The sequence below is a fragment of the Bradyrhizobium sp. C9 genome, assembly GCF_002532045.1.
Lineage (GTDB): Bacteria > Pseudomonadota > Alphaproteobacteria > Rhizobiales > Xanthobacteraceae > Bradyrhizobium.
The window spans coordinates 132,516-157,542 of the sequence record NZ_NWTG01000010.1; the positions used below are offsets into that span (position 1 = coordinate 132,516).

30 protein-coding genes and 1 riboswitch are annotated in these 25,027 nt (G+C 64.8%); of the genes, 13 read left to right on the top strand and 17 right to left on the bottom strand.

What is annotated here, in order from left to right; translation table 11 throughout:
* Positions 1 to 173 precede the first annotated feature (173 nt).
* Together cysD and cysC are read left to right on the top strand one after the other, a co-directional pair.
* A complete protein-coding gene (gene cysD, locus CO675_RS20925) occupies positions 174 to 968 on the top strand; it encodes a sulfate adenylyltransferase subunit CysD (RefSeq protein ID WP_097673763.1) in 795 nt (264 codons plus the stop codon).
* 24 nt (positions 969 to 992) lie between these two features.
* On the top strand, positions 993 to 2,912 hold the full coding sequence (gene cysC / locus CO675_RS20930) for an adenylyl-sulfate kinase (RefSeq protein WP_097673764.1): 1,920 nt from the start codon (positions 993 to 995) through the stop codon (positions 2,910 to 2,912).
* A 146-nt stretch (positions 2,913 to 3,058) separates the two neighbouring features.
* On the opposite strand, the gene CO675_RS20935 is transcribed toward cysC, so the two are convergent.
* Positions 3,059 to 4,063 carry an AraC family transcriptional regulator gene (locus CO675_RS20935; RefSeq protein ID WP_097673765.1) on the bottom strand — a complete coding sequence of 335 codons (1,005 nt, stop codon included), beginning with the start codon at positions 4,061 to 4,063 and terminating at the stop codon, positions 3,059 to 3,061.
* 80 nt (positions 4,064 to 4,143) lie between these two features.
* Between CO675_RS20935 and CO675_RS20940 the strand changes: the two genes are divergently transcribed.
* Both CO675_RS20940 and CO675_RS20945 read left to right on the top strand, forming a co-directional pair.
* The gene (locus tag CO675_RS20940) at positions 4,144 to 5,391 is read left to right on the top strand and encodes an MFS transporter (RefSeq protein WP_245452837.1); all 1,248 of its coding nucleotides are present in this window, start codon (positions 4,144 to 4,146) and stop codon (positions 5,389 to 5,391) included.
* A 158-nt stretch (positions 5,392 to 5,549) separates the two neighbouring features.
* Positions 5,550 to 7,712 carry a malate synthase G gene (locus CO675_RS20945; RefSeq protein WP_097673766.1) on the top strand — a complete coding sequence of 721 codons (2,163 nt, stop codon included), beginning with the start codon at positions 5,550 to 5,552 and terminating at the stop codon, positions 7,710 to 7,712.
* Positions 7,713 to 8,090: 378 nt separating this feature from the next.
* On the opposite strand, the gene CO675_RS20950 is transcribed toward CO675_RS20945, so the two are convergent.
* From CO675_RS20950 to CO675_RS20960, 3 genes are all read right to left on the bottom strand, one after another.
* Positions 8,091 to 8,246, bottom strand: a complete 156-nt coding sequence (locus CO675_RS20950) for a Thivi_2564 family membrane protein (protein WP_021076357.1) — start codon at positions 8,244 to 8,246, stop codon at positions 8,091 to 8,093.
* Positions 8,247 to 8,359: 113 nt separating this feature from the next.
* The gene (locus tag CO675_RS20955) at positions 8,360 to 8,989 is read right to left on the bottom strand and encodes a DUF2865 domain-containing protein (RefSeq protein WP_097673767.1); all 630 of its coding nucleotides are present in this window, start codon (positions 8,987 to 8,989) and stop codon (positions 8,360 to 8,362) included.
* 25 nt (positions 8,990 to 9,014) lie between these two features.
* Complete coding sequence (locus CO675_RS20960; RefSeq protein WP_097673889.1) at positions 9,015 to 9,833, bottom strand: L,D-transpeptidase; 819 nt, start codon at positions 9,831 to 9,833, stop codon at positions 9,015 to 9,017.
* Between the two features lie 210 nt (positions 9,834 to 10,043).
* Between CO675_RS20960 and CO675_RS20965 the strand changes: the two genes are divergently transcribed.
* The 3 genes from CO675_RS20965 (at position 10,044) to CO675_RS20975 (ending at position 12,168) form a co-directional block, all read left to right on the top strand.
* Positions 10,044 to 11,156 carry an AI-2E family transporter gene (locus tag CO675_RS20965; protein ID WP_097673768.1) on the top strand — a complete coding sequence of 371 codons (1,113 nt, stop codon included), beginning with the start codon at positions 10,044 to 10,046 and terminating at the stop codon, positions 11,154 to 11,156.
* Between the two features lie 76 nt (positions 11,157 to 11,232).
* A complete protein-coding gene (locus CO675_RS20970) occupies positions 11,233 to 11,604 on the top strand; it encodes an ElaB/YgaM/YqjD family protein (protein ID WP_097673769.1) in 372 nt (123 codons plus the stop codon).
* 114 nt (positions 11,605 to 11,718) lie between these two features.
* Positions 11,719 to 12,168, top strand: a complete 450-nt coding sequence (locus CO675_RS20975; protein WP_097673770.1) for a hypothetical protein — start codon at positions 11,719 to 11,721, stop codon at positions 12,166 to 12,168.
* Positions 12,169 to 12,231: 63 nt separating this feature from the next.
* Here CO675_RS20975 and CO675_RS20980 read toward each other — a convergent pair whose 3' ends face one another.
* The 7 genes from CO675_RS20980 to crcB form a co-directional block, all read right to left on the bottom strand.
* Positions 12,232 to 12,624, bottom strand: a complete 393-nt coding sequence (locus tag CO675_RS20980; protein ID WP_097673771.1) for a hypothetical protein — start codon at positions 12,622 to 12,624, stop codon at positions 12,232 to 12,234.
* Between the two features lie 335 nt (positions 12,625 to 12,959).
* Positions 12,960 to 13,133, bottom strand: coding sequence for a hypothetical protein (locus tag CO675_RS41045; RefSeq protein ID WP_198964678.1), 174 nt, complete (start codon positions 13,131 to 13,133; stop codon positions 12,960 to 12,962).
* Positions 13,134 to 13,271: 138 nt separating this feature from the next.
* Positions 13,272 to 13,451 (bottom strand): hypothetical protein, encoded by a 180-nt coding sequence (locus CO675_RS20985; RefSeq protein ID WP_097673772.1) that lies wholly within the window; start codon positions 13,449 to 13,451, stop codon positions 13,272 to 13,274.
* 81 nt (positions 13,452 to 13,532) lie between these two features.
* Positions 13,533 to 14,459, bottom strand: coding sequence for a DMT family transporter (locus CO675_RS20990; RefSeq protein ID WP_097673773.1), 927 nt, complete (start codon positions 14,457 to 14,459; stop codon positions 13,533 to 13,535).
* Positions 14,460 to 14,526: 67 nt separating this feature from the next.
* Positions 14,527 to 15,207: a transglutaminase-like domain-containing protein gene (locus tag CO675_RS20995; RefSeq protein WP_097673774.1), complete on the bottom strand. Its 681-nt coding sequence runs from the start codon at positions 15,205 to 15,207 to the stop codon at positions 14,527 to 14,529.
* A 71-nt stretch (positions 15,208 to 15,278) separates the two neighbouring features.
* Positions 15,279 to 15,500, bottom strand: coding sequence for a hypothetical protein (locus CO675_RS21000; RefSeq protein WP_097673775.1), 222 nt, complete (start codon positions 15,498 to 15,500; stop codon positions 15,279 to 15,281).
* 182 nt (positions 15,501 to 15,682) lie between these two features.
* Positions 15,683 to 16,069: a fluoride efflux transporter CrcB gene (gene crcB, locus CO675_RS21005; protein WP_198964679.1), complete on the bottom strand. Its 387-nt coding sequence runs from the start codon at positions 16,067 to 16,069 to the stop codon at positions 15,683 to 15,685.
* Positions 16,070 to 16,395: 326 nt separating this feature from the next.
* Positions 16,396 to 16,456: riboswitch (Fluoride riboswitch) on the bottom strand.
* 152 nt (positions 16,457 to 16,608) lie between these two features.
* On the opposite strand from crcB, the gene CO675_RS21015 reads away from it, so the two are divergent.
* Entirely contained in the window at positions 16,609 to 17,058 is a 450-nt protein-coding gene (locus CO675_RS21015) for a TonB family protein (RefSeq protein WP_097673778.1), read from the top strand.
* A gap of 55 nt (positions 17,059 to 17,113) precedes the next feature.
* Here CO675_RS21015 and CO675_RS21020 read toward each other — a convergent pair whose 3' ends face one another.
* Both CO675_RS21020 and CO675_RS41050 read right to left on the bottom strand, forming a co-directional pair.
* Positions 17,114 to 17,308, bottom strand: coding sequence for a hypothetical protein (locus CO675_RS21020; RefSeq protein ID WP_097673779.1), 195 nt, complete (start codon positions 17,306 to 17,308; stop codon positions 17,114 to 17,116).
* Entirely contained in the window at positions 17,274 to 17,450 is a 177-nt protein-coding gene (locus CO675_RS41050) for a hypothetical protein (protein WP_198964680.1), read from the bottom strand. The genes CO675_RS21020 and CO675_RS41050 overlap by 35 nt, the downstream gene beginning before the upstream one ends.
* A gap of 180 nt (positions 17,451 to 17,630) precedes the next feature.
* Between CO675_RS41050 and CO675_RS21025 the strand changes: the two genes are divergently transcribed.
* Positions 17,631 to 17,873, top strand: coding sequence for a hypothetical protein (locus CO675_RS21025; RefSeq protein WP_097673780.1), 243 nt, complete (start codon positions 17,631 to 17,633; stop codon positions 17,871 to 17,873).
* Positions 17,874 to 17,899: 26 nt separating this feature from the next.
* Here CO675_RS21025 and CO675_RS40615 read toward each other — a convergent pair whose 3' ends face one another.
* The 3 genes from CO675_RS40615 to CO675_RS21035 all read right to left on the bottom strand — a co-directional run bounded on the left by CO675_RS40615 (position 17,900) and on the right by CO675_RS21035 (position 19,938).
* Complete coding sequence (locus CO675_RS40615; protein ID WP_158231282.1) at positions 17,900 to 18,040, bottom strand: hypothetical protein; 141 nt, start codon at positions 18,038 to 18,040, stop codon at positions 17,900 to 17,902.
* A gap of 60 nt (positions 18,041 to 18,100) precedes the next feature.
* Positions 18,101 to 18,982 carry a DMT family transporter gene (locus CO675_RS21030; protein ID WP_097673781.1) on the bottom strand — a complete coding sequence of 294 codons (882 nt, stop codon included), beginning with the start codon at positions 18,980 to 18,982 and terminating at the stop codon, positions 18,101 to 18,103.
* A gap of 143 nt (positions 18,983 to 19,125) precedes the next feature.
* The gene (locus CO675_RS21035; RefSeq protein WP_097673782.1) at positions 19,126 to 19,938 is read right to left on the bottom strand and encodes a response regulator; all 813 of its coding nucleotides are present in this window, start codon (positions 19,936 to 19,938) and stop codon (positions 19,126 to 19,128) included.
* A gap of 266 nt (positions 19,939 to 20,204) precedes the next feature.
* Between CO675_RS21035 and CO675_RS21040 the strand changes: the two genes are divergently transcribed.
* The 3 genes from CO675_RS21040 (at position 20,205) to CO675_RS21050 (ending at position 21,481) form a co-directional block, all read left to right on the top strand.
* On the top strand, positions 20,205 to 20,408 hold the full coding sequence (locus CO675_RS21040) for a NepR family anti-sigma factor (protein ID WP_018269610.1): 204 nt from the start codon (positions 20,205 to 20,207) through the stop codon (positions 20,406 to 20,408).
* Complete coding sequence (locus CO675_RS21045; RefSeq protein ID WP_016847265.1) at positions 20,408 to 20,956, top strand: sigma-70 family RNA polymerase sigma factor; 549 nt, start codon at positions 20,408 to 20,410, stop codon at positions 20,954 to 20,956. Before CO675_RS21040 ends, CO675_RS21045 begins: the two co-directional genes overlap by 1 nt.
* A gap of 84 nt (positions 20,957 to 21,040) precedes the next feature.
* Positions 21,041 to 21,481, top strand: a complete 441-nt coding sequence (locus CO675_RS21050) for a YdeI/OmpD-associated family protein (protein ID WP_158231283.1) — start codon at positions 21,041 to 21,043, stop codon at positions 21,479 to 21,481.
* A gap of 42 nt (positions 21,482 to 21,523) precedes the next feature.
* Here CO675_RS21050 and CO675_RS21055 read toward each other — a convergent pair whose 3' ends face one another.
* On the bottom strand, positions 21,524 to 24,433 hold the full coding sequence (locus CO675_RS21055; protein WP_097673784.1) for an EAL domain-containing protein: 2,910 nt from the start codon (positions 24,431 to 24,433) through the stop codon (positions 21,524 to 21,526).
* A gap of 214 nt (positions 24,434 to 24,647) precedes the next feature.
* Here CO675_RS21055 and CO675_RS21060 point away from each other — a divergent pair, with 214 nt between their 5' ends.
* Positions 24,648 to 25,013: a methylamine utilization protein gene (locus CO675_RS21060; RefSeq protein WP_097673785.1), complete on the top strand. Its 366-nt coding sequence runs from the start codon at positions 24,648 to 24,650 to the stop codon at positions 25,011 to 25,013.
* The last annotated feature ends 14 nt before the right edge of the window (positions 25,014 to 25,027 follow it).

The following is a 25,027-nucleotide window of genomic DNA, read 5'->3' on the forward strand; positions in this document are numbered from 1 at the left end:
AGAAAATTATTTCTTCTCTATTGCAGCGCAACTTTAGAATTTTCAACTCCACAGGCCAAGGCCAAGAGATGCATCTTCTCGACAACGAATCCGCCGCTGCCGGAACACGGTCCGCAGCACTCCGCAATGCATCTTCCGTGCCGGGGATTCCTGCCAATCAGGCTCCCCCGACCATGGATCATCTCGATGAGCTGGAGGCCCAGAGCATCTACATTTTGCGCGAGGCGTTCGCCCGGCTGAAGAAGCTCGCGCTGCTGTGGTCGCTCGGCAAAGACTCCAACGTGATGATCTGGCTGGCGCGCAAGGCGTTCTTCGGCCGCGTCCCGTTCCCGGCGCTGCATGTCGACACCGGCAAGAAGTTTCCGGAGATGTATGCGTTCCGCGATCGCTTCGGAAAGGAATGGGATCTCGACCTGCGCGTCGAGCCCTGCCCGCCGATCGACAGCGTCGACCCGACCCTTCCGCCGGCCGCGCGTTCCGCCGCACGCAAGACCGAGGGCCTGAAGCTCGCGCTCAATAAATACGGCTTTGACGGATTGATCGCCGGCATCCGCCGCGACGAAGAGGCGACGCGTGCCAAGGAGCGCGTGTTCTCGCCGCGCGGCCTGGAAGGCGAATGGGATGTGCGCGACCAGCCGCCGGAATTCTGGGATCACTTCAATGCGTCGCCGCCGCAAGGCGCGCACTTGCGCATTCATCCGATCCTGCATTGGACCGAGGCCGACATCTGGGCCTACACCAAGCGCGAAGGCATTCCTATCATCCCGCTCTATCTCGCCAAGGACGGCAAGCGCTATCGCTCGCTGGGGGATCAGGACATCACCAACCCGGTGGCTTCGAGCGCATCCAGCATCGATGAAATCCTGGATGAGCTCGAGAACACCAAGATCCCGGAGCGCGCCGGCCGCGCACTCGATCACGAGACCGAGGATGCGTTCGAGCGACTGCGTGTCGCCGGCTATCTCTGACCCCAGTTTGGCGTGAGTGCTCTGATGAACATGATCCTCCCCACCGCCTCGATCTCGGCGACTCCCAACGGCACCACCCGTCCCCAGGTGCGCATCGTCATCGTCGGCCATGTCGACCACGGCAAGTCCACTTTGGTGGGCCGCCTGCTGCATGAGACCGGCAGCCTGCCGGACGGCAAGCTGGAGATGCTGAAGGCGGTCAGCGCGCGGCGCGGCATGCCGTTCGAATGGTCGTTCCTGCTCGACGCGCTGCAGACCGAGCGCGACCAGGGCATCACCATCGACACCACCCAGATCCGCTTCCGCACCCGCTCGCGCGACGTCGTGCTGATCGACGCGCCCGGCCATGCAGAATTCTTGCGCAACATGATCACCGGCGCCTCGCAGGCCGACGGCGCGGTGTTGATCATCGACGCGCTCGAAGGTGTCCGCTCGCAGACGCGGCGGCACGGCTATCTCCTGCATCTGCTCGGCGTGAAGCAGGTGGCGGTCGTCGTCAACAAGATGGACCGGGTCGATTTCAGTGCTGACCGCTTCAAGGAGATCAGCGACGAGATTTCCGCGCATCTGATCGGTCTCGGCGTGACGCCGACGGCGGTGGTCCCGATCTCCGCGCGCGACGGCGACGGCGTCGCCGAACACACGCCGCGGATCGGATGGTACAAGGGACCGACCGTGGTCGAGGCGCTCGATGCGCTCGAGCCGGCGCCGCCGCTGGCGGAGCTGCCGCTGCGGCTGCCGGTGCAGGCGATCTACAAGTTCGACGACCGCCGCATCGTTGCGGGCCGCATCGAGTCCGGCAGCCTCAAGGCCGGTGACGAGATCGTCATCATGCCCACGGGCAAGATCGCGAAGATCAAGACGGTCGAAAGCTGGCCGGTGACGCCGGTGCACGCCCCGCAAGGCGCCGGGCGCTCGGTCGGCATCACGCTCGACCGCGAGCTGTTCCTCGAGCGCGGCGACGTCATCGGACATAGCGGGCAGAGCCCGCGCGACACCCGCCGCATCCGTGCGCGTATTTTCTGGCTGCACGACAAGCCGCTGACCAAGGGCGAGCAGATCCTGATCCGGCTCGGCACCAGGGAAAGCCGCGCCACCGTGGTCGCGATTGAAAAGGCGATCGATCCCGGCGCGCTGTCCAACGAAGAGAACACCGCGATCGCGCGCAACCATGTCGGCGAGATCGACATCTCGCTGGCGCAGCCGGTTGCGACCGATCCCTACACCGACAATCCGCGCACCGGCCGCCTCGTGATCGAGGTCAACGGGCGCATCGCCGGCGGCGGCCTCGTGCTGTCGGTCGACGCCGGCCGGCCTGCGGTGCCGATCGACATCGTGCCGGTGGAATCCGCGCTGCGGCCGGACGAACGCTCGGCGCGCTACCATCACAATGGCGCGGTGGTCTGGCTGACCGGCCTGCCCGGCTCGGGCAAGTCGACGCTGGCGCGGGCGCTGGAACGGCGCCTGTTCGGCAATGGCGGCTCGCCGATCCTGCTCGACGGCGACACCTTCCGCGCCGGGCTGAACAGCGACCTCGGCTTCTCGCCGCAGGATCGCGCTGAAAACATCCGCCGCCTCGCCGAGGTCGCGACCCATCTGGCGCGCAACGGCCATATCGCCATCGTCGCTGCGGTCTCGCCGTCGACCGCCGACCGCGCGGCCGCTCGCCGTATCGCCGACAGCGCGTTCCGCGAAATCTATGTCGCGACGCCTGCCGAGGTCTGCGAGACCCGCGATCCCAAGGGCCACTACGCCAAGGCGCGCTCCGGCGGATTGCCGTCCTTTACCGGCATCACCAACGACTACCAGCCGCCGACCGGCAACGAACTGACCATCGACACCTCGAACCGCTCGGTCAGCGATGCCACCGACGAGATCGAGCGGATGTTGGCCACGACAGGCATCCTGTTCGACGAACTAACCGACCTCGCGGCGAATATCTAGCTTCCGCTCAGTGTCGTCGCCCGGCTCGACCGGGCGATCCGATATTCCAGAGACATCAGCCATTGTGCCGAGAGGCCGCGGCGTGCTGGATGCCCCGCATCAAGCGGGGCATGACGGCGGTGTCAAAAGCCGGTTCGGTTGAGGCCCTATTCGGCGGCCGCGCGGCGGCTTCCGGCCCCGTGCCGCAGCATCCCCGGCGATTGCCCGGTGATGCGCTTGAACGCGCGGCTGAACGCCGCCTGCGACGCATAGCCGAGCCGTTGGGCGATCGCATCGATCGGCTGGCGTTCATGCTCGATCCACTGTGTCGCGAGCCGCATGCGCAGTTCGGCGAGGTAGCGCAGCGGCGATTGCCCGGTCATTGACTGGAATCGCTCTGCGAACAGCGAGCGCGAGCAACCAGCCTCCGCCGCTAGTTCGGCAACAGTCCAGTTGCGGCCGGGCGCGCGATGCAGCGCGCCGATCGCGCGGCCGAGACGCGGATCGCGCAAGGCCTCGAACCAGCCCATGGCGTTGTCGCCGCCGCATTCGACCCAGCCGCGCACGATCGACGCGGCGAGAACGTCGGCGAGCCGCGCCATCACGCCGACGGAGCCGGCTCGCGGCGTGCAGGTCTCGCGCTCCATCGCCTTCAGCATCGGCTCGATTTCCGGCTGGCGCGCGAGCAACGTGTCGACCCGCATCACCTCCGGCATCAGGGCGATCAGCGGGCGCATGCCACCAAGATCGAAATTCATGCAGGCGCTGAAGACCAGGACCTGATCGTCCTGCGGGCATCCATCAGGGCAGGCCGACGTCACATCGACATTGCCGCAGAGCGTCTCGGTCTCGAAGCGCTCGACGTCGCAGCTCGGCTCGTCCGGGGCCGAGACCAGATCATGCGCACCGCCGCGCGGCAGGAAAATCGCGTCGCCGCATCCAAGCGGAAGCAGCGTCGCGTCGGCGTAGCGCAGCAGCGCCGTGCCATGGGCAACGAAGTGGAATTGCGCCCGTCCGTACGGCGTCTCGAACCGGAACCCGAACGGCGCTCGCGTCTCGACCCGGCGGTAGTGAACGCCCTCGAGCCGCATCCCGAGCAACAATTCGCTCACCAGATCGACGGCGGCGTCGGTCGTATCGGCGGCGGACGATCTGGACGAACGATCAAACATTCGGGTGTTTATGGCATAGATTGTCCAATTCGTCCAACCTATGTCTGCGGCGCTGCAACATAAGATGGAAGTTTCGGTCAATGGATCAAGAAGTGGACCCCGCGCTGGCGCACGCCGATGCCGTTGCGCTGATACCGGGCGAAGTCGCTCTCAAGGCTGGTGACAGGCCCGCCGCGTTGGAGAAGCCCGCCTGGGGCGCCGTCGTCGCCGTGATGCTGGGCGTCACCGCACTTCTGACGGCGGAGTTCCTGCCGTCAGGCCTGTTGACGCCGATGGCGAGGGACCTCGGTGTAAGTCCGGGCCTCGCCGGTCAGGCGGTGACGGCGACCTCGCTGGCCGGCCTGGTCGGGGCATTATTCACGCCGAGACTGACGCGCAGCTTCAACCGAAAACCGGTGCTGCTCAGTTTCTCGATTCTGCTGGTCATCTCCAACCTGCTGGTGGCGTTGGCGCCGAGCATCACGTTCCTGCTCGCCGCGCGGATCGTGCTCGGCCTTGCCATCGGCGGCTTTTGGGCGATGGCGGCAGCCACGACGATCCGGCTGGTGCCGCCGTCGCTGGTTGCACGGGCGTTGTCGATCGTGATGAGCGGCATTCCCGCCGCGATGATCATCGCCGTTCCGCTCGGCAGCTATCTCGGCGAGGTGGCAAGCTGGCGCATCGTGTTCCTGCTCGCGACGGCATTGGGCGCAGCGGTGTTTGTCATCCAGGCATTGGCTTTGCCGCGCCTCGCCCCGAAGGGAGAGGCCGGACTCGACACCCTGATCGACATCCTGACACGGCCGGGAATCGGCGCCGGCATCCTGGCGGCAACCTTGGTGTTCACCGGGCACTTCGGTTATTTCGGCTACATCCGTCCCTTCCTTGAAAGCGTGACCGGGCTTGGCGCTGCCGGCGTCGCGGCGACGTTGCTGGCTTTCGGCGTTGCCAACTATGTCGGCTCCTTCGCCAGCGGGCTAATGGCCGAGCGCAATCTCAAGCTCGCGCTGATCGCGATGCCGCTGGCGATCAGCGTGCTCGGTCTGTTGCTCTCGGTCTATGGCAAGGACGTCATGCCCGCGCTGGCGCTGGTCGCCCTCTGGGGATTTGCCTTCAGCGGCGTACCGGTGGCGACAACGACCTGGATCACCCGCATGGTGCCCGATGAGACCGAAAGCGGCACCGGGCTGACTGTGGCCTCGATCTTCCTCGGCATCACCATGGGCGCGGCCGGTGGCGGGCTGGTGCTCGATTTGATGGGCGCGGCGGCCGTGTTCGTGGCGGGCGCAATTCCCTTGCTGCTCGCCGCATTGCTGATCGCCACCAAGGTACGGACCAGGGCGCCCTGATCGCGCGCGCTGCCGGTACGGCGCCGGGGGAAAGGGGGCCTTCTCAGAACCGTGGCTTTAGGGCTAAAAGAGCCGTGAACGCCGCCCTTTGGCGCGTTTTTTGCTGATTTCTTTCGAAAACAGCCCCTAAACGCCCCATTTCTTTGAGAAAGCCCATCATGACTCGTGTCGATGCCCATGGATTGAAGATCGCCCCTGTCCTGTTCGATTTCATCGCCAAGGAGGCGACGCCGAAAACCGGGATCGCGCCGGACGCGTTCTGGGCAGGACTCGCCGCCATCATCCAGAAGCTCGGCCCGAAGAATCGCGAGTTGCTCGCGGTCCGGGACGCGCTGCAGGCCAAGATCGACGACTGGCATCGCGCCAACAAGGGCAAGGCGTTCGACATCAACGCCTACACCGCGTTCCTCAAGGACATCGGCTATCTGCTGCCCGAGCCCGCGACCCACAAGGTCGAGACTGCGAATGTCGACGAGGAAATCGGCAAGATCTGCGGGCCGCAGCTCGTGGTGCCGCTGACCAACGCGCGTTACGCGCTGAACGCCGCCAACGCGCGCTGGGGTTCGCTGTACGACGCCTTCTACGGCACCGACGCGATCCCGCATGATCCGAGCGAAAGCGGCAAGGGCTACAACAAGGCCCGCGGCGATAAGGTGATCGCAAAGGCAAAGGCGTTCCTCGACGCCGCCGTGCCGCTCGCGACCGGAAGCCACACCGACGTGACCTCCTACAGCGTGATCGCGGGCCAGCTCTCGGTCAAGCTGAAGAGCGGCAATTCGACCGCGCTGAAGAACGGCGCCCAGTTCGCCGGCTATCTGGGCGATGCCGCCCAGCCCACCGCGATCCTGCTCGTCAACAACGGCATGCATGTCGAGGTCAAGATCGACCGCAGCAACGTCATCGGCAAGGATGATCCTGCCGGCGTCGCCGACATGATCCTGGAATCGGCGGTCTCGACCATTCTCGACATGGAAGACTCGGTTGCCGCCGTCGACGCCGAGGACAAGGTGCTGGTCTATCGCAACACGCTCGGCCTGATGAACGGCACGCTGTCGGCCGATTTCGACAAGGGCGGCAAGACGCTGACGCGCTCGCTCAATGCCGACCGCGTCTACAAGAAGCCCGACGGCAGCGAGCTGAAGCTGCACGGCCGCAGCCTGCTGCTGATGCGCAATGTCGGCCACCACATGTTCACCGACGCGGTGCTCGACGCCAAGGGCGAGGAGATCCCGGAAGGCCTGCTCGACGCCGCGGTCGCCGGCCTGCTCGCGATCCACGACCTCAAAGGCAATTCCAAGGTCAAGAACAGCCGCACCGGCTCGGCCTATATCGTCAAGCCGAAGATGCACGGCCCCGACGAGGTGACGCTGACCTGCGACCTGTTCGCCGAAGTCGAGAAGATGCTGGGCCTGCCCGAGAACACGCTGAAGGTCGGCATCATGGACGAGGAGCGCCGCACCACGGTCAACCTCAAGGCCTGCATCCAGCGCGCCTCCAAGCGCATCATGTTCATCAACACCGGCTTCCTCGATCGCACCGGCGACGAGATCCACACCTCGATGGAAGCGGGTCCGATGATCCGCAAGAACGACATGAAGGCGCAGCCGTGGATCAAGGCCTATGAGGACTGGAACGTCGACAACGGTCTGATCGACGGCCTGCCCGGCCATGCCCAGATCGGCAAGGGCATGTGGGCCGCGCCCGACAAGATGGCCGACATGCTGGCGCAGAAGATCGGCCATCCGCAGGCCGGCGCCACCACCGCCTGGGTGCCGTCGCCGACCGCAGCCACGCTGCACGCCCTGCACTATCACCAGGTCAACGTGACCGCCCGCCAGCAGGAGCTCGCCAAGGGCGGGCCGCGCGCCAAACTCTCCGACATCCTCACCATTCCGGTGTCGCAGTCGAACTGGGCGCCGGATGACGTGAAGCAGGAGATCGACAACAACTGCCAGGGCATCCTCGGCTACGTCGTGCGCTGGATCGACCAGGGGGTCGGCTGCTCCAAGGTGCCCGACATCCACGATGTCGGCCTGATGGAAGACCGCGCCACGCTGCGCATCTCGAGCCAGCATCTGGCGAACTGGCTGCATCAGGGCGTCATCACCAGGGATCAGGTGATGGAGTCGCTGAAACGGATGGCCGTCGTCGTCGACAAGCAGAACGCCGGCGATGCGCTCTACAAGCCGATGGCGCCGGCGTTCGACGGCGTCGCCTTCAAGGCGGCCTGCGACCTCGTGTTCGAAGGACGCACCCAGCCGAACGGCTACACCGAATACATCCTCACCGCACGCCGCCGCGAGGCCAAGGCCGCGGGCTGATCCGCGAGCGATCGCAACGATTGAACAAAGCCCCGGTGCGAGCCGGGGCTTTTTTTCTGGCACCGCGCCCGCCGTCGCAGGGGAGGCACTGCCAAAATATCGAAAACAACCCCATGCACAGTAGGAGGCGGGCACACCAACCTGACATCCACGGTATTATTCTACTTTCCCGAAATTTGCGGATGGACCTGCGGCCATCCTTGAATCGCGACCCACCCTCATCGTCGTTCCTGCGAAAGCAGGGACCCATAACCACGAATGGTAGTTGTTGGATCGCGCCGGAACGACGCATCCCGTTCACATAGAAGCCGCCGAGTATGGGTCCCTGCTTTCGCAGGAACGACACCGGGACAAGCCGCGCGTACCGACTATCGCACTCTAGAACACCGCCAAATACTTCAGCAGCGAGACGATGCCGATGATGATGACGACGACGCGCGCGATCTGCTTGGCGCGGCCGTCGAGCGGCAGCATGTTGATGAGATAAAGAACCAGAATAATGACAAGGAAAGTGACGAGTACGCCGACGAGCATGCGGGGCCCCCTGATGGCATCGGTGAATGTGCTGTTCGCTTGTTGCTAACTTGCGAGAGCAAGGCCGGTTCCTGCCAACGGAACCGAAAGTCGCCGATCTCGCTTGAGCAGCGCTATTCGCGCGCCAGCACCGGCGCGCGCTGATACTTGGCGCGGATGCGATCCGGCGCCGGCGTGAAGCTGAGCGATGCCCCGCGCCGGTCGGGGCGGCCGACCGACATCAAGCCATCCTTGCCGGCGACGATGTCGCCCTTGCGCAGGGTCGGATCGTCCTCGATCTTCACCGCGGCGAGCCCGACAGTGTCCTTGCCGTTGCAGGTGCAGCCCGAGACGATCTCGTCGCGATAGCGGAAGGCGTTCGGCAGCTCGGAATACGGCTTGCCATCTTCGGTCGCGGCGTTGTCGATGTTGCCGCCATAGACCACTTCGGTCGCGCTCGCCGGGCAGAAGCTGTTGCAGCTCTCCGCCTTGCTCTGGTTGCCGGTCGCCGCCAGCGGGAAATAGCGGCCGTCGCAGGTGCGCACGCAATAGGCCTGACCGCCGTCATAACGCGCGCGGCGTTCGGCCCGCGGCACCGGCGCAGGGCCATCGTCGAACGGCATCCGGATCACCGGCGGACGGCCTTGCATGAAGCCGCCGAACAGTTGCGAGAAGAAATCCTGGGCTTGCGCCGCGGGCGCAAGCGAAAGGCCGAGCATTGCCGCCGTCCCGAACGCCAACCGCCTGGAATATCGCTTCACCATCACCGACCTCTCGCTACAACACTCCTCAATACAACGAGGATGTCGCCGGGATGTTCATCGCCTGACGGCCGGACGGCAGCGTCATCACGGCGGGGCGCGGCTGCATCGGCGCCGGCCGGACCGAGATCTGCGTCGTACCCGGGCCGAGTTCGCGCGCGGCGATATGCGGTGCGTTCTTCGGCAACACCATCACCTTGGTGCCGACATTGACGCGGTTGAACAGGTCGGTGACGTCCTCGTTGGTCAGGCGGATGCAGCCTGACGACACGAACTTGCCGATCGTCGACGGATCGTTGGTGCCGTGGATGCGGTACTCGCTCGAGCCGAGATACATCGCGCGGGCACCGAGCGGATTGCCGGGGCCGCCGGCCATGAAGCGCGGCAGATAGGGCTGGCGCTTGATCATCTCGGCCGGCGGATGCCAGTCCGGCCACTCGGCCTTGTTGCTGATGGTCTGGGTGCCCGCCCAGGTGAATCCTTCGCGGCCGACGCCGACGCCGTAGCGGATCGCCCGGCCGCCGCCGAGCACGTAATAGAGCGCGGTGTTGCCGGTATCGATGATGATGGTGCCGGGCGCCTCAGACGTGTTGAGCGCGACGGTGGTGCGGCGCAGCCGCTCCGGCAGCACGCCGTCCTCGGTGGCGCCGGCCGAAGCATCGTTCATCGCCTCGTCGGAGGGGAATGCGCCCGGCTGCGTCGATGCATAGCCGAGCACCTGCGCACTGGCCGAATTGGCGACCATGAACGGCGTCGCGAACAGGACGCCGGCGAAGGCAAGATTACGAGCAAAGGTGCGCGCGGCGCGCGACGCAAGCCGGCGGCTGGAAAGAGACTGCTGTGTCATGTGCTGCCCCTGGACGGGATGCGCATCATGGTGATGCGATGACGAACCAACGCGCGCGACCATCAGACAGTTCCGCTGCGAATCGTCGCGAAGTCGCGATTGTCAACCCGCCATCTCTCACGAGAGCGCGATGGAACCTTTGCCGGGGCGACGCCGTTGTCGTGCGCAATTTGATGCGAAATTCATTTGTCCCCATTCGGGAGGAGTCTGGTGCGCGCCTTTCCGGGTGAACGTATGCTTGGCAACGCGCCCGAAGGCACGCCCCTCCCCGACAGCAAAGCCGAAACGCCCCCGGTGATCAGCCGCGCCGAGGTCGTCGCCTTCGCACTGGTCGCGCTGCTGGTGATCGTCGTGGTGGCGGTGCTCTATCTGGCGCGTGCCGTCTTCCTTCCGATCACCATGGCTTTCATCATCGGCACCATGCTGTCGCCGGCGGCGAGCCTGCTCGAGCGTTACCGGATCCCGCGCGCGCTCGGCGCGGTGCTGATCGTGGTCGCGGTCGGCGCAGCCGTCGCCTTCATGGTTGGACTGATCGCCTCGCCAGTCATGGATTGGAGCTCGCGGCTGCCCGAGCTCGCCGCGATCCTGAAAGAGAAGCTGCATGTGTTCGACCGGCCGCTGGCGCTGTGGCAGGAGCTGCAGAGCATGGTCGGCGGCTCCGATACGCTGGCGACACTGCCGCTGCCGAAATTCGAATGGGTGCAGCCGACGCTGGAATTCGTGTCGCCGACCTTCGCCGAATTCCTGCTGTTCATCGCGACCCTGATCCTGTTCATCGCGAGCTGGAAGGATCTGCGCCGCGGCCTGGTAATGACCTTCAGCGACCGCGCGGCGCGGCTGCGGACGCTGCGGATACTCAACGAGCTCGAAACGCACCTCGGCAGTTACCTGCTGACGGTCACGATGATCAATGCCGGCGTCGGCATCGTCACCGGTGCGATCTGCGCGGCGACGGGCACGCCCAACGCGGCCGGGCTCGGCGCGCTCGCCGCCACACTGAACTTCATTCCGATCATCGGCCCGGTCGCGATGTTCGTGGTGCTGGTGGCGGTCGGCATCGTCTCCTCGCCGACCATCGGCGCGGGGCTGATCGCGCCGGCGTGCTTTGCCGTCGTGACTTTCATGGAAGGGCATTTCGTGACGCCGACGATCGTCGGCCGCAGGCTGTCGCTGAATGCGCTCGCGGTCTTTCTCGCGCTCGCATTCTGGACCTGGTTGTGGGGTCCGATGGGCGCCTTCCTGTCGTCACCGCTGCTGATCGTGGCGTTGATCGTCAAGGAGCATTTGATGCCGGTCAATTCGCCGCAGCTGCCTGAGGACTAACCTGGGTTTCGCATCTGGAACCTTGCAGGGTGCGACGCGTTTTTCTCCGAACACACACGTTCTCCGGGAGCTTTCGATGTCGAGCACGGACAGCGCATTTGGGATCAGGAACATGACCGACAAAGCGACCTACGAACGCCTCGAAAAGGATGTCACTGCCGTGAAGAACGATATCGCAGCTCTCACCGAACAGATCACCGACGCGCTCAACTCGTTTGCCAACAACGCGGGCAAGCAGGCCCGCCGCCACTACAAGGATGCGCGCGCCAACGCCGAATCGACGCTCGACGACATGTCGGAGCGCGGCAGCGCGATGATGGGCGCGGCGCAGGATGCGGCATCCTCGATCGAGGAATCGCTGGAAGAGGTGATCACGCAGCGGCCGCTGGCGACCGTCGGCCTTGCGCTCGGCCTCGGCTTTCTGATCGGCGTCACCTGGCGGCGCTAGGTCATGCGCCACCGTTCTGGACGCGATGGCGGCGCGGGCACGCCGCCGCCGCGTTCGTCGACGCGCTCGTCAAGGCAAGGTTCAAAGCAGAGCTTTTCAGGACAAGGCTGGTCAATGCTTCAGCGGCTGATCCATGACGTCAAGGAATCCACTGCAGGGGCGCTGCGGCTGACGTCGCTTGCGGCCGCCGCCGCGATCGCGTTGTTCGTCACCATCGCCTTCCTGTGCGCGGCCGCCTTTGTCTATGTGCTGCAGCGCTATGGGCCGGTGGAGGCGTGCCTGTCCGGCGCCGCGGTGTTTCTGGTCGTCACGCTGATCGCCGTCGGCGTTTACACGGCACGAAAGCGCGAGATGCGCCGCCGTGCCGAGGAGGCGGCAAAGGCCGCGAAATCTGCCGCGGCGACGATGCTCACCGACCCCGCGTTGATCGCCACCGGCCTGCAGATCGTGCGCGCCATCGGCGTGAAGCGACTTATTCCGATCCTGGCGGTCGGCGGCATCGCACTCGGCCTGATGGCCAGCCGCAGCGTTGCCGGCAGCGGCGAGCCGGACGAAGAGGAATAGCCACCAACAAGCACGGCTGTCATCGCCCGACTCGACCGGGCGATGACACCGTTCAAGGGGTTCTCAGGTCACACAGCGGCCGGGCTGCAGCAGCTTGGCCACTTCGGTCAGGACGCTGACCACGGGCTCGCAGGCCACCTTGCGGGTGTCGCCGGGCCGCGCACGGGCGGGCGCTGCGGGGTGATTGCGGGCCTCTTCCCGTGCCACGGGAACGCGGACAAGGACCGACGTATCGGGAAGCCGGTCGAGCTTCAGCGCCACCGTCCGGCTCGGGAGGCTGGTCATCGGAACCGCCGCACGATCCGTCTTGGCAGCGCGATTGACCGCGCTCTCCGGCGCCAATTGGATGGTGACCTGCTGCCCGCCAATGAGATCGTGGCCGGACGCCAGCTGGACCGCGCCCAGCGTCAGTCCAGCCGCCAACGCAGCGAAAATTCCCTTTTGAATCTTTGACATGGTGATGTCCCTCGCCCCATGGAAATTCCCGTTGGCGATCACGGAGACAACGCGAGCAAAACCTGTGGGGTTCTCGCGTCCAGCCATCACTTAACCGTGTACGAAATAATTTTGATTCGCGCGGAACGAGTCCGGGGGTCTGCGAGTCATTGGAAGAGCCGGTTATTCCCCCTGCCCCATTGACCGGCGACGTAGGGCGCGACCGTGGTGATGCCGGTCGCGCCCTGCTCTTTTTTTCGGCTGTGTCGCGAACGATGCGTCAGCCGACCTGTCACTCAGCCGTTGCAATTGGGCACTGAAAAAGCGGTCCTCCCGCTGGCGCGAGGACGTCCGCTTCAGGCATTGTCGTTTGATGGCATGTCCTGGGATCGAACCACCGTCACTTCACGGCATGACGGGCAACGACCGACATGAAACTTGATTCCGGTCGTCTGGTCGTCGACGGGCATCAATTCGCTCAAGGGCTCGCCGCATTTGCAGGTGACCGTCTTCTGGTCGGCAAAATACATCGGAGGTCCTCCAAAAGCCTGGAGATTTCATCGCGTCATTGGAGCGAGCTCGCTTGCACCGTGCCCGCCCCCTTGCTTCCGCTCCTTCTCGGTCTGTCGGATCCGGGCAATCCGGTCGGTGGGTTTGGCTCCCGGCGCTTATTTTGCAGCGGATTGCTTGCGTGATTCCGCGGCTTCACGCGCCTGCCGTTCCGCCTTGAGGCGGTGGAAATTGTCGTAGAACGCCTTCTCGTGGGCGAGGTGCTCCTTCATCGCCTGCGACGCGTCTTGCTGGCGCTGTTCGTTACGAACCTTGCGCTGCTCGGGAGTAAGATTCATACGACCTCCAACTAAGTCCTTGAATCAACGTTGGATTCAACGCACGAGGCGGGAAAAGGTTCCGCCGGGGAAGGAGCTGGATTACTTGCGCAGGCTCGCCCAGACGCCACCGAGGATCAGCAGGCCGCCGACCAGGTGGATCAGCTTCGGCGGCTCGCCAAGGATGATCCAGGACAGCAGTGCGCTTGCGATCGGCGCCACGTAAAGCACGAGCGAGGTCCGCACCGATCCGAACCGTGCGCCGAGCCAGGCGAAGCCGGCATAGGCGATCAGGCCCGGGACGAAGCCGGCGAAGACATAGGCCTCCAACGCCCGGGCGTTGAAGACCGCAGCCGGCGTCGCCCACATCTCCTGGAGCGCGGGCGGCAACGAGCACAGCGCGCCGGCCGCCGAGAACAGGCTGACCCGCGCCAGCAGCGAGGCGCGCGCCGCGACGCGCGATTGCACCAGCGTATAGCCGGACCAGCCGAGCATCGCGCACACCACCAGGAGGTCGCCCCAGGCCGCGCTCGATTGCGTCAGGCTTTCCAGATGGCCGCCGGAGACGATCAACAGCGCACCGGCGAGCGCCAGCGCCGTGCCCAGCCATTGCAGCGGACCGATATGCTCGATGCCGAGCGCGGCCGAGATCAACAGCACCATGATCGGCGACAGCGCGAAGATCAGCGCGATATGGATCGCCGTGGTGGTGACGCCCGCGATGTAGACCGGGCCGCCGCACAGGAACATGCCGAGGAAGCCCGCGGCGAGGATCGGCCAAAAATTCTGCGCCAGCGGGATCTTGCCGTCCCTGACCGCCGCGATCGCGAACGGCGCAAGGCCAATGGCGATGATGCTCCAGCGGAAGAAGGCCAGCGAGAACGGCGGTACCGAGCCGGCAAGGCCGCGCGCCAGCACCTGGTTGGAGGCCTGCCCGACCGCGACCAGGATGAACCCGGTCAGCGCGACCGCGTCCTCCCAGCCCGTGGCCGGACGGCCGACCTGAGCTTTCGGCAGCTCCGCATCCATGACACCGCCCCCTCAGCGGGCGCACGTTCACCCAGGACGGCTCGCGTCAGCGCAGCACGCCCCCGCGCTACTGCTCCGCCGCCTCCCGCTCCATGTCGCGGCCGGTCATGTCCTCGCCCTGCATGTTGGCGTATTCGCGCGCCATCTCGCGCATCAGGAATTTGGCGGGGACGTCGTGATAGGTGCCGTGGTCGTTGACGTACTGCATGTAGGCACGCCCCGCGCCGTCGAACGGATGCAGCAGCGCATCCGAATGGCCGTCGAAATCGAGCGGCTTGACGCCGAGCTTGGCGCACAGCGTGTCGTTGAAGGTCGGGGTCGCCTTGCGCCAGGCGCCGTCGACGAACACTTCGGTGAAGCCGTGCCAGGTGAACAGGTCCGAGCCCATGCTCTGGCGCAGCTTCTCGGTGGTGAGATGGTTGCGGACATCGGCAAAGCCGACCCGGGCCGGGATGCCATGGACCCGGCAGGCCGCGGCATAGAGCGCCGCCTTGCCGACGCAATAGCCGTTACCCGCGGCGAGCACGCTGGAAGCCCGGTAGCTCTCCGACGAGCGCATGCTGACATAGGGGTTGTAGCGGATGCCGTCGCGCACTGCCGTGTAGAGCCGGCTCGCGATGTCGCGCACGCTGGCGTCGGGTGGGACGGCGGCGCGGGCGAACGCCTCGACGGCGGGATGGTCGCTGTCGACATATTCGCCGGGGTCGGTGTAGAGGCGGCTGATCGTCTCGGGGAGATGCTCGGTCATGGCGCAACCTTAGCAAGCCATCGGCGCAGTTCAATGCAGCAAGTGCAACCCGTCTTGCAGACCTGTTGTGCTTAGTTCTCGAAGTGTTCGTCCAACCGCGGCGGCGGGTAGCTGCGCCGCTTGGCCTTGAAATATTCGCGTGCGAAATGGATGCCGATCCCGATCAGGAACGGCGGGGCGAGCGCGGCGGCGATCATCAGCGCGGTGATCGACTTCGGCGTCAGGATGTCCAGCACCATCGACGCCAGCAGCCACAGCGTGGCAGCAATCACCGCGACGTCGACGTGCTTCATTCTCCAGACTCTCCTTGGTCCCTGACCTCAATCCGGGTTCCATCCTACCGGCTGGCCCCGCGCACGCCAAGGATTCCGGCGGCAGGCGATACCTCCAGCCCTTCACTTTTTTTGAACGGTCCGCAGGCAACGTAGATCAGGTTGAACCAGCGCGGAGGCCGCAATGGGCCACCGTTCACCGATCAAGCTGCTAACGCCCGCACCAGCATGAGGCCGCCGAACAGCGCGAGGATCGAGAGTGCGACGGAGGCTACGATGTAGGCCGCGGCCGGCCATAGCTCGCCCCGCTGCATCAGCACGATCGCATCGAGCGAAAAGGTCGAGAAGGTGGTGAAGCCGCCGCAGATGCCGACGGTAAGAAACACCCGCACCGCCTGGCTGACGTTCCAGCTCAGCGCGAAGGACTCCGCGAAGACGCCGATCAGGAACGAGCCCACGATATTGATTACCAGCGTACCCCAGGGAAATTCGGTGCCGACCAGGCGCCCCGCGCCGATCGCCACCAGATAGCGTGCGACCGATCCCAGCGAACCACCGATCGCGACCGCCGCCAACAATTGAACGTTCAAGGTCTCACCTTTCCCGAGCACGATGACTCGTCATCGTGCTCTGTTTCTGGTTTGGGCATGATCCTCTGTCGGAAAACCGGTGCCCACTTTTCCGGATCATGCCTCGCCACTCGGCGATGCCCGTCACAAGCCCAACAACGAAAGTCGCGGCGACCAGCTCGCCCGGGGCGCCGACCAACAGGGCGACGACACCGACGAGCCAGATCGACCCGACCAGCGACAATGCGATTGAGAGTGACCCAGGAAGACCCGTCATGCTCTGCCCCTTCTCATTCGCGGGGCGCGCTGCGGATCGGCGGTGGCGCATGCTCCTACCGACGCTGTCGCGCCCGGTAGGAGTCATCAGCCTTGCGGCGGTTATCGGGGGACTCCATCCCCATCAACACGTCTAATGCTACGGTGCGCAGCCGATACGGGCAAGCCACTTTCACTGGCAGATGTTGATGGATTTCCACCGCATCGCGAGCCTCGCGCCTTGCAATCAACCAAAGCGCGAATAGAGTGCCGCCCGTAAATTTCAAAATTGGATCGTCACCGGGATGTTGCGACGGCTCGTTGCTTGTATTGCTTTGTTCTTTGCTGCCACAGGTCCCACACTTGCCGAGGATAGCGCAGCCCCACAAGCCACCCCTTCAGTTGCGGCATGGAAACAAGGTATTTCCAGCCGGCTGCGCCAAGCTCGGCGTTACCCACCGCTGGCGCCTGGGCAGGGAGGCATCGCTAAAGTCAGCTTCAGAATCGATCGCGCAGGGCATCTCATGTCGAGTTGGCTGGTCGAGAACACCGGCATCGCGGCGATAGACGCAGAGGCATTGGCAATCGTCGAACGCGCCCAACCCTTTGCCGCGATCCCCGACGACGTGAAGGACGACACCGCCGTCCTGACCGTGCCATTCAATTTCGGGAAGGCGCCGGCGTTCTTCGACGTGGCACCGTGGGACGATCCCGGCCTCAAAGCAAAATTGAATTCGGTCTGCCGCGGTTGCTGAGCGGCTCGTCCGACGCGGCGGGAGCCAGTGGTCTCCCGCCGCGCCTGACTTGTTATCACTCATTCATCGACAGCATCGCGTTCAATTCGACCGCAGTCTGCAGCTGCTCGATGCGTGCCGCGATCTGTTCGCGCTTGACGCCGCGCGGCAACTGCTCGAGCTGGCGCTCGAGCCGCGCCCGGTGTTCGTCGAGGCGCTGCTCGAACGTGTGGGGTTCAGATCGTTTCCGCTTCTGAATCGTCTTCTGCATCACTCACCCTTGGCGGTTGCAGACCGGGACTATTGGCCCAGCGGTCCAGTTGATCGATGACCTGTGCGTGGCTCGGACGCCGCGGCTCAGGGGCTTCCGGTTCCTCGGATAGTTTGCGGGGCAGCTTGACGTGGTTGGTCATGGCATCACTCCCGCAAGGTAACGCGAGAGACCGCCGGATCGTTCCGTTATTTTTTCTCGTAAGTAATTGATTTTGTTTGATAAACTTACTCAGTCGACGTTTTTGTCTCAACCTGTGGAACCCGCCGCGACTTGGCTCGTTTAGCAAATTACTCAACTATCTAATTCTGGGCGGTTTGCGATGAATGAGCTTCGCGCTGAACGTCTTCAAGTCATGCTTTCTCCTCAAGAATTATCGGCCCTCGACGATTTCCGCTTCAAGCACCGCATGCCGACCCGCGCCGCTGCGGTGCGCGAGCTGCTCAGGCTCGGCCTGGCCGGCGACGGCGTCGATGGAGGCGCCGGGGTGAAGTCGAGCGAGTATGGGGTGTTTAACCGGGGGCCGGATGGGCACACCCAAGCGGACGCGCCGCAGGAGGAGTAACGGCGCGTTGGCGCCGATGCGGCCGTTCAGCCGCCGACGAACAGGTCCACGACCGCTTTCAGCGTGCAGACCACAAGCGCCGACGTGAACATCGCCGTACCGAGATCTGCGAGATAAAGCAGCTGCGCCTTCTGCTCCGCATCCAGCCGCGCGATCGCCTTGCGCATGGCCAAGCTCCCTTTTCAGGAGAACGCGTCGCGTGAACGTCGGTTCCCTCGACCGGCAACTCACGCCCGCTGCAGCGCCAGCATCACGCCGCCGAGCGTCAGCGCCATCGCGCCGATCTCGCGCAGGCCGAGTGGCTCGCCGAGGATGATCGCGGCCGAGATCACGCCGATGACCGGCACCAGCAACATGCCCGTCGATGCCGATGTCGGCGGCAGCCGGCGCAACGTCTCGAACCAGGTGAGATAGCAGATGCCCATCGGCATCAGCGTCATATAGGCGAAGCAGCCGAGGCCAAACGGCGTGATCGCGGCATAATTCGGGTGCTCGAACAGAACGCCGAGCAGCAGCATCACCAGACAGCCGATGCCAACCTGCCAGGCGACCACCGCAAGCGGCGGCATCGGCAGCGGCTTGCGGTTCAGCACGTTGCCGAGCGCGAACAGGATGGCGCAGGCGAGCGCCAGCGCAATGCCGGTGAGCTTGTCGGCGCTGAACGCAAAGCCGCCTCCGCCGAGCAGGAGCGCGACGCCGGCGACGCCGAGCACCAGCGCCGCCAGGTCCCGCAGCGTCGGCCGGCTGTGCAGCACCGGCCAGGCGAACAGCATCGCCCAGATCGGCATGGTGTAGGCGAGCAGCGCACCCTCGCCGACCGTGACGAACTTCATCGCGATGGTGCCGAAGCCCATCCAGGCGAAGACATTGGTGAAGGAGGCGAACAATAGCCGCGGGACCGCCTCGCGCGGCACCGCGAGCGACTGGCCGCGGGCCAGCGCCAGCGTGCCCAGGATCACCGCCGCGCAGGTGCCGGCGAGTCCGCGGGCGAACAGCGGCGGCCATTGCTGCAGCAGCAGCTTCATCAGCGGCCAGTTCAGGGCCCAGCCGAAAGCCGTCACCACCAGGCAGAGAAAGCCGATCGTTCGGTCGCGTTGCGTCGTGTCCATCGGCCGCGCTTAGCAGGCGGAAGCGCGAGGCTCCACCGTCCGCGACGCATGTCGGCCCCGAAATCCGTAGCCTTCCGCAAGAAAAAAACCGGCGTACCTCTCGGTACGCCGGCTTGCACTTTGCCCTCTTGCGTAAACTCAGCTCATGCCGACGCCGCGCGCGGCGTGCGGTTGCGCGAGTTGCGCTGGAAGAACAGCGCCTGGCTCGCCACCGCCGACACCATCGCCGGCTGGAACGGTTTCGAGATCAGGAACGCCGGCTCCGGCCGCTCGCCGGTCAGGAAGCGCTCGGGATAGGCCGTGATGAACACCACGGGCACCTCGAAGGTGCGCAGCAGCTCGTTGACGGCATCGAGACCGGACGAGCCGTCGGCGAGCTGGATGTCGGCGAGGATCAGGCCGGGCTTCTTGTTCTTGGCCAGCGCCACCGCGTCGGAATGGGTGCGCGCAACGCCGATGACGTTGTGGCCGAGATTCTTCACCAGGCTCTCGAGGTCCATGGCGATGAAGGTCTCGTCCTCGATGATCAGGACGTCGGTGGCGATCTCGGCGGCCATCTCGCGGCCGGCGGCGTCGGTCAGCTTGCGGGTCTCGGCAATGTCGGTGCCGAGGATGTAGCCGACCTCCTCCTCCGAGAAGCCTTCCAGCGACAGCAGCAGGAAGGCCTGCCGGGGCAGCGGCGTGATGTTGGAGAGCCGGCGCTCCGGCGGCAACGAGAGCGTCGCCACGTCGGCGGTGTCGTTGTTGTTCACCGACACCGAATTCCAGATCTGGGTGAACAGCCGAAACAGGCCGGCGCGCGGGCCGTGCGTCTGGTCCAGCAACGATCCGTCCTGCAACAGGGCCTCGAGCATGGCCCCGACATAGGCGTCCCCGGACGCCTGGTTTCCGGTCAGCGCGCGCGCATAACGGCGCAACAGCGGAAGGTGTTCGGCAACGATCTGCGATCGGGACATTCCCACTCCATCCTTGTTCGTGAGGCCAACCGGCCTGAAACCCGTACCCGGGGGCGGCGTACCAATTTGGGGCAACCCCGGTTCCCCTGCATGCCCGACTACGCGCGAGCGCCGGAAAAGTTCCACGAAATAGTTCCAGCCTTCCGGAACTTTATGCGCAACTTCGCATTAGCTCCTGACCGACGAGGCAACGCGGCCAGCCTCTTTTTTCGAGGAAACATCTTGGAAATCAGAGACTTAACTCCCGGGGAAGCGTGGATCAGATCATGAAGGAAGTAAAGAAGCAGGGCGGTCTCAACGCCGAGATTCAATCGAGAATCGGCCACCAGCTGCGCGCCATGTACGATGATGTGGTGCGGCAGGGGGTGCCCGACCGCTTTGCGGAGCTGATCCGCAAACTCGACGGACCCGAGGCTGCCGCGGCGGCCGTGGCCGGGGGCGATACCGACAAGAACAATGGAGGGGACTAATGCCTCTCACCAATGAACTTCGCGACGACATCCTGGCGTCGGTCCCGAGCTTGCGCGCGTTCGCGATCTCGCTGTCCGGTAACGGCGACCGCGCCGACGATCTGGTGCAGGAGACCCTGCTGCGCGCGATCGCCAATATCGACTCGTTCCAACCCGGCTCGAACCTGCCCGCGTGGCTGTTCACCATCCTGCGCAACCTGTTTCGCTCCGACTACCGCAAGCGGCGGCGCGAGGTGGAGGACGCCGAGGGCAATTATGCCAAGACGCTGAAGAGCCAGCCGTCGCAGGCCGCGCATCTGGAGTTCGAGGAATTCCGCGCGGCGCTCGAAAAGCTGCCGCAGGACCAGCGCGAGGCGTTGATCCTGGTTGGTGCCTCCGGCTTCTCCTACGAAGATGCCGCGGCGATCTGCGGCTGCGCGGTCGGCACCATCAAGAGTCGCGTCAACCGTGCGCGATCGAAGCTCTCCGCGCTGCTCTATGTCGACAGCGCCGAGGATTTCGGTCCCGACAACACCGTGCGCGCCGTGATCGGCGGCAATGGCGGATAGCCAGGCGCGATGCTAGAATGGAGAGGCGGCCCCGATCGGGCCGCCTTTTTCATTCGGCGTTGGTCCGCAACGGTATCGCGCAGCATGACCAGCAAGACGTACGAAGCGACCATCGTCCTTGAGGGCAGCACCTGCTTCATACCGGTGACGTTCGATCCGAAAGTTGTTTTCGGAAAAGTTCGCGCGCCGGTTCTCGTCACGCTGAACGGCTGCACCTATCGAAGCACCATCGCCTCGATGGGCGGGCAGGTCTGCATCCCCTTGCGAAAGAGCAACCGCGAGGCAGCCGGGCTAAAGGGCGGCGAGACATTGCAGGTCACGCTCGAGCTCGATGCCGAACAGCGAACCGTCGACGTTCCGCCCGACCTCGACAAGGCGCTCCCCCCCGCCGCGCGCGCCCGCTGGGATCGGCTCAGCTACACGCAGCAGCGAGAATGCGTCGAGGCGATCAACGCGGCCAGAAAGCCGGACACGCGCGCCCGCCGGATCGCGCAGACCGTCGTTCGCCTCGATCGACCGTCGTGAGCCTGCAGTGTCGTCCCGGCGCGTCGCGCGACGGTCGCGCCATCAGCCCGCCATCGCCTGCTTGACGGCAGCCGGCTTGAAGCCGTTCCTCAATTCGAGAATCTTGCCCGCGATCTCTGTCACCGGGACCGGATGACTGAACAGGAAGCCCTGGGCCTCGTTGCAGCCCTCGGCCCGCATGTGGTCCAGCTGCTCGACGGTCTCGATACCTTCGGCGATCGTGGTCATGCCGAGGCTTCTGCCAAGGCTGATGACGGCGCGCACGATCGATTTCGATCCATGCGTCGCGGTCGCGTCGCGCACGAAGGATTTGTCGATCTTGAGCTTGTCGAACGGGAAACTGCGCAGGTAGCTCAGCGACGAATAACCGGTGCCGAAATCGTCCAGCGCGATGCGCAGCCCCTGAGCCTTCAGCTTGTGCAGCGTCGCAAGCGTCTCGCTGCTGTTCGCCAGGAAGACGGACTCGGTGATTTCGAGCTCCAGGCGACGCGGCGACAATTTTGACGCCGCGAGCGCGTTGACGACGACATCGATGAAGTCGGGATCGCGAAACTGGACCGCGGAGACGTTGACCGCGAGCTTCATCTCGCTGGGCCAGCTGACGGCCTGCTCGCAGGCGCGATTGAGCACCCATTCCCCCAACGGGCCGATCAGGCCGATTTCTTCCGCGATCGGGATGAACTGGTCCGGCGCCACCAGCCCACGCTTCGGGTGATGCCAGCGCAGCAGCGCCTCGAAGCCGCAGATGCGGTCGAGATGGAGATCGTAAAGCGGCTGGTAGTACAGCGAGAACTCGTCCTTGGGCATCGCCTCGCGGAGATCGAGCTCGATCGCCCGGCGCCGCTGCAGGCTGGCGTCCATCGCGGGCTCGAAGAAGCGCCAGGTGCCCCGGCCTTCCATCTTGGCGCGGTACAGGGCGACATCGGCGTTCTTGAGCAGCTTCTCGCCGGTGGTGCCGTCGACCGGCGACATCGAGATGCCCACGCTGCATCCGACCACGACGCGATGCCCGTTCAGCTCGTACGGGGCGCCGACGCATTCCACGATGCGGCGGGCGAGGCGTTCGGCCTCCTCCCCGCCCTGCACGCCGCACTGGATGACCGCGAACTCGTCGCCGCCCAGACGCGCGACGGTATCGACCTCGCGGACGCAGGCGTTGAGCCGGTCCGCGACCGCACACAGCAGTTCGTCGCCGACCGGATGCCCGAGCGTATCGTTGACCTGCTTGAAATTATCGAGATCGAGGCAGAACACCGCGAAGCCGGATCCGCGGCCGACCTGAGCGACCGCCAGCTCGATCCGTTCTGCCAGCAACGTCCGGTTCGGCAGCCTGGTCAGGGCATCGTGCCGGGCCATGAACGCGATCTGCGACTCGGCCCGCTGCTGTTCGGTGACATCCTCGCAGGTGACGAGCCAGCCGCCGTCGGATGTCGGCCGCTGCGCGATGGCGATGATCCGTCCATCGCTGAGATGCTGCAGATAGTTGCCCTCGTGCTGGGCCATCGATCGCTCGCGTTCCGCCAGCAAGTCGGCAACGCTCCGCTCACCGTGACTGCCGGCGGCGACACTGAGGCCGAGCACGTCCTCCATGGTCATTCCGGGAACGACGAGCTCCGGCGAAATATCGAAGATCTCGCAGAACCGGCGGTTGGCGACCTGCAGCCGCGCCTCGCTGTTGTACAGGCACAGCCCTTGCGACATGTGCGTGAGCGCCGCGTCGAGCCGCAGGTTGGTTTCATGCAGCTCCGCCTTCTGCTGCTTCAATGCGGAGATGTCGCTGTAGACGAGAACGACGCCGCCTTCCTGCGTCTCGCTGCGGCTGACCCGCAGCCAGCGCCCGTCGGAAAGCTGCGCCTCGCTCGCGAAGCCATCGAAGTCAGCGTCGACCGGCGCCAGGCTGGGCGCATCGAGCCGATCCGACTGCAGGAGTTGCGGCGAAAGGCGGATGAATTCGCTTGCCCGCGAGTTGGCCAGCGCGATCTGGCCGTCCGCATCGAGCAGCACGACGCCTTCGCGCGACGTTTCGAGCGCATCGGAAAGCCGCGCCTGCGCGGAGCGGCGTTGCGACACCTCCTGATCGACCATCCGCCTGATGTTGTCGCGCATGGTTTCCATGGCGGTCAGCAGCGTGCCGAGTTCGTCGGTGCCGCCCTTGGGCACGGTCGCGTCGAGGTCGCCGCCGGCGATGCTCCGCGCGGCCCGCGATGCAATGGCGACAGGCCCGATGATCCGACGCGCCAGCAACCACGAGAACAGCGCCGACAGGAACAGCGCGACGGTCAGCCCGGCGACGTTGAGCTGCAGATCCCGCTTGATGGTCGAGAGCGCCTTTTGCCGGAACAGAAAGCCGTCACCGGCCGTATAGTTGACCAGGAGCTCGACCTGCTGGCTGACGATCTTGGAGTAGCGGTCGATATCGCCGACCGTCGTTCCCGATGCATGCGGATCTGCCGCCGAATTTCCCTCGACCGACGATCCGATTGCACGGCGATGCAGCGCCATCCAGGCGTCGGCGGCTTCCTGAACCTTTGCCGCGGCTTGCGCGGCGCGCGAGGACTGCGAACGATCGGCGGCGATCGTCAGGTCTTCCGAAAGCGTCTTGGCGAGCTTTTCAATCTGGCTGTCGAGGCTGGCACGAATTTCCGAATCCGTGGTGAGCAGACGCTGTGACGACGCAACCCGCATCGAGGCGAAGTCCGCACCGGCCGCGCGGGCGTAATTGATCGACATCAGGGATTCGTCGAACGTCTTGGCCACCAGATCGCCGGCATGGCGGATACCCAGGATCGAGTATCCGCCGAGCGCGACGGCAACGGCGCTCATCGCGAGGCAGAAAATCAGAATCTGGGTGCGGATCGAACCCGTGGTCAGGGCAAGACGCGGCAGGCCGCCGGTTGCGAGCCGGAAGGCTGCACCGATCTTTACCTTGAGGTTGCCCAATAGGCTATCCATACCCGCGTTTCGCCGTAGTGCTCGATGTTCAAGCTACGCAGAAACGCGCAGCGCTTGCGGAAAAATGACTGTCTGCTCAAAATTGCTTTAGTAGTGACTGCAACTCATGCTGAAATCGTTAAGATCAGCTGGCGATAATCACCCTTACAGGTAATCCGGGACGCATCATTTGCACGCTCAAGTAGCCGGTGTTGGAATTCCAGGCGGGGGTCTCATGCAGTCAGGCTTGTTGCGCATTCTGCGCCTCGGCCGGTCCGGCCGCGTGCCTTTGGTGGCCGCGATTGTCATCGGAGCGCTAGCCGGCGCCGCTCTGGGGGCGGCGCCCTACGTCATTTCGCAGAAGGATCGCGAATTCAAGCCCGCAGAAATCTCGATCAAGCGCGGCGAGATTTTACGATTCATTAACGATGACGGCGAGCTGCTTCATCACGCTTATTTGAGCAGCGATACGTTCAGTTTCGACTCGGGAGACCAGCAGCCGGGCAGCAAGTTCGACGTCACCTTTTCGGTGCCCGGCGACTACACCGTGTTGTGTGGCATTCATCCGAAGATGAAGCTTGCCGTCCACGTCGCCAAATAGTCCCCCACAGACAT

Coding starts and splice junctions, on each gene's coding strand:
- cysD (WP_097673763.1), top strand. CDS start 174: ATGGATCATCTCGATGAGCTGGAGGCCCAGAGCATCTACATTTTGCGC.
- cysC (WP_097673764.1), top strand. CDS start 993: ATGAACATGATCCTCCCCACCGCCTCGATCTCGGCGACTCCCAACGGC.
- CO675_RS20935 (WP_097673765.1), bottom strand. CDS start 4,063: ATGTTTGATCGTTCGTCCAGATCGTCCGCCGCCGATACGACCGACGCC.
- CO675_RS20940 (WP_245452837.1), top strand. CDS start 4,144: ATGGATCAAGAAGTGGACCCCGCGCTGGCGCACGCCGATGCCGTTGCG.
- CO675_RS20945 (WP_097673766.1), top strand. CDS start 5,550: ATGACTCGTGTCGATGCCCATGGATTGAAGATCGCCCCTGTCCTGTTC.
- CO675_RS20950 (WP_021076357.1), bottom strand. CDS start 8,246: ATGCTCGTCGGCGTACTCGTCACTTTCCTTGTCATTATTCTGGTTCTT.
- CO675_RS20955 (WP_097673767.1), bottom strand. CDS start 8,989: ATGGTGAAGCGATATTCCAGGCGGTTGGCGTTCGGGACGGCGGCAATG.
- CO675_RS20960 (WP_097673889.1), bottom strand. CDS start 9,833: ATGACACAGCAGTCTCTTTCCAGCCGCCGGCTTGCGTCGCGCGCCGCG.
- CO675_RS20970 (WP_097673769.1), top strand. CDS start 11,233: ATGTCGAGCACGGACAGCGCATTTGGGATCAGGAACATGACCGACAAA.
- CO675_RS20975 (WP_097673770.1), top strand. CDS start 11,719: ATGCTTCAGCGGCTGATCCATGACGTCAAGGAATCCACTGCAGGGGCG.
- CO675_RS20980 (WP_097673771.1), bottom strand. CDS start 12,624: ATGTCAAAGATTCAAAAGGGAATTTTCGCTGCGTTGGCGGCTGGACTG.
- CO675_RS41045 (WP_198964678.1), bottom strand. CDS start 13,133: ATGTATTTTGCCGACCAGAAGACGGTCACCTGCAAATGCGGCGAGCCC.
- CO675_RS20985 (WP_097673772.1), bottom strand. CDS start 13,451: ATGAATCTTACTCCCGAGCAGCGCAAGGTTCGTAACGAACAGCGCCAG.
- CO675_RS20990 (WP_097673773.1), bottom strand. CDS start 14,459: ATGGATGCGGAGCTGCCGAAAGCTCAGGTCGGCCGTCCGGCCACGGGC.
- CO675_RS20995 (WP_097673774.1), bottom strand. CDS start 15,207: ATGACCGAGCATCTCCCCGAGACGATCAGCCGCCTCTACACCGACCCC.
- CO675_RS21000 (WP_097673775.1), bottom strand. CDS start 15,500: ATGAAGCACGTCGACGTCGCGGTGATTGCTGCCACGCTGTGGCTGCTG.
- CO675_RS21015 (WP_097673778.1), top strand. CDS start 16,609: ATGTTGCGACGGCTCGTTGCTTGTATTGCTTTGTTCTTTGCTGCCACA.
- CO675_RS21020 (WP_097673779.1), bottom strand. CDS start 17,308: ATGCAGAAGACGATTCAGAAGCGGAAACGATCTGAACCCCACACGTTC.
- CO675_RS41050 (WP_198964680.1), bottom strand. CDS start 17,450: ATGACCAACCACGTCAAGCTGCCCCGCAAACTATCCGAGGAACCGGAA.
- CO675_RS21025 (WP_097673780.1), top strand. CDS start 17,631: ATGAATGAGCTTCGCGCTGAACGTCTTCAAGTCATGCTTTCTCCTCAA.
- CO675_RS40615 (WP_158231282.1), bottom strand. CDS start 18,040: ATGCGCAAGGCGATCGCGCGGCTGGATGCGGAGCAGAAGGCGCAGCTG.
- CO675_RS21030 (WP_097673781.1), bottom strand. CDS start 18,982: ATGGACACGACGCAACGCGACCGAACGATCGGCTTTCTCTGCCTGGTG.
- CO675_RS21035 (WP_097673782.1), bottom strand. CDS start 19,938: ATGTCCCGATCGCAGATCGTTGCCGAACACCTTCCGCTGTTGCGCCGT.
- CO675_RS21040 (WP_018269610.1), top strand. CDS start 20,205: ATGAAGGAAGTAAAGAAGCAGGGCGGTCTCAACGCCGAGATTCAATCG.
- CO675_RS21045 (WP_016847265.1), top strand. CDS start 20,408: ATGCCTCTCACCAATGAACTTCGCGACGACATCCTGGCGTCGGTCCCG.
- CO675_RS21050 (WP_158231283.1), top strand. CDS start 21,041: ATGACCAGCAAGACGTACGAAGCGACCATCGTCCTTGAGGGCAGCACC.
- CO675_RS21055 (WP_097673784.1), bottom strand. CDS start 24,433: ATGGATAGCCTATTGGGCAACCTCAAGGTAAAGATCGGTGCAGCCTTC.
- CO675_RS21060 (WP_097673785.1), top strand. CDS start 24,648: ATGCAGTCAGGCTTGTTGCGCATTCTGCGCCTCGGCCGGTCCGGCCGC.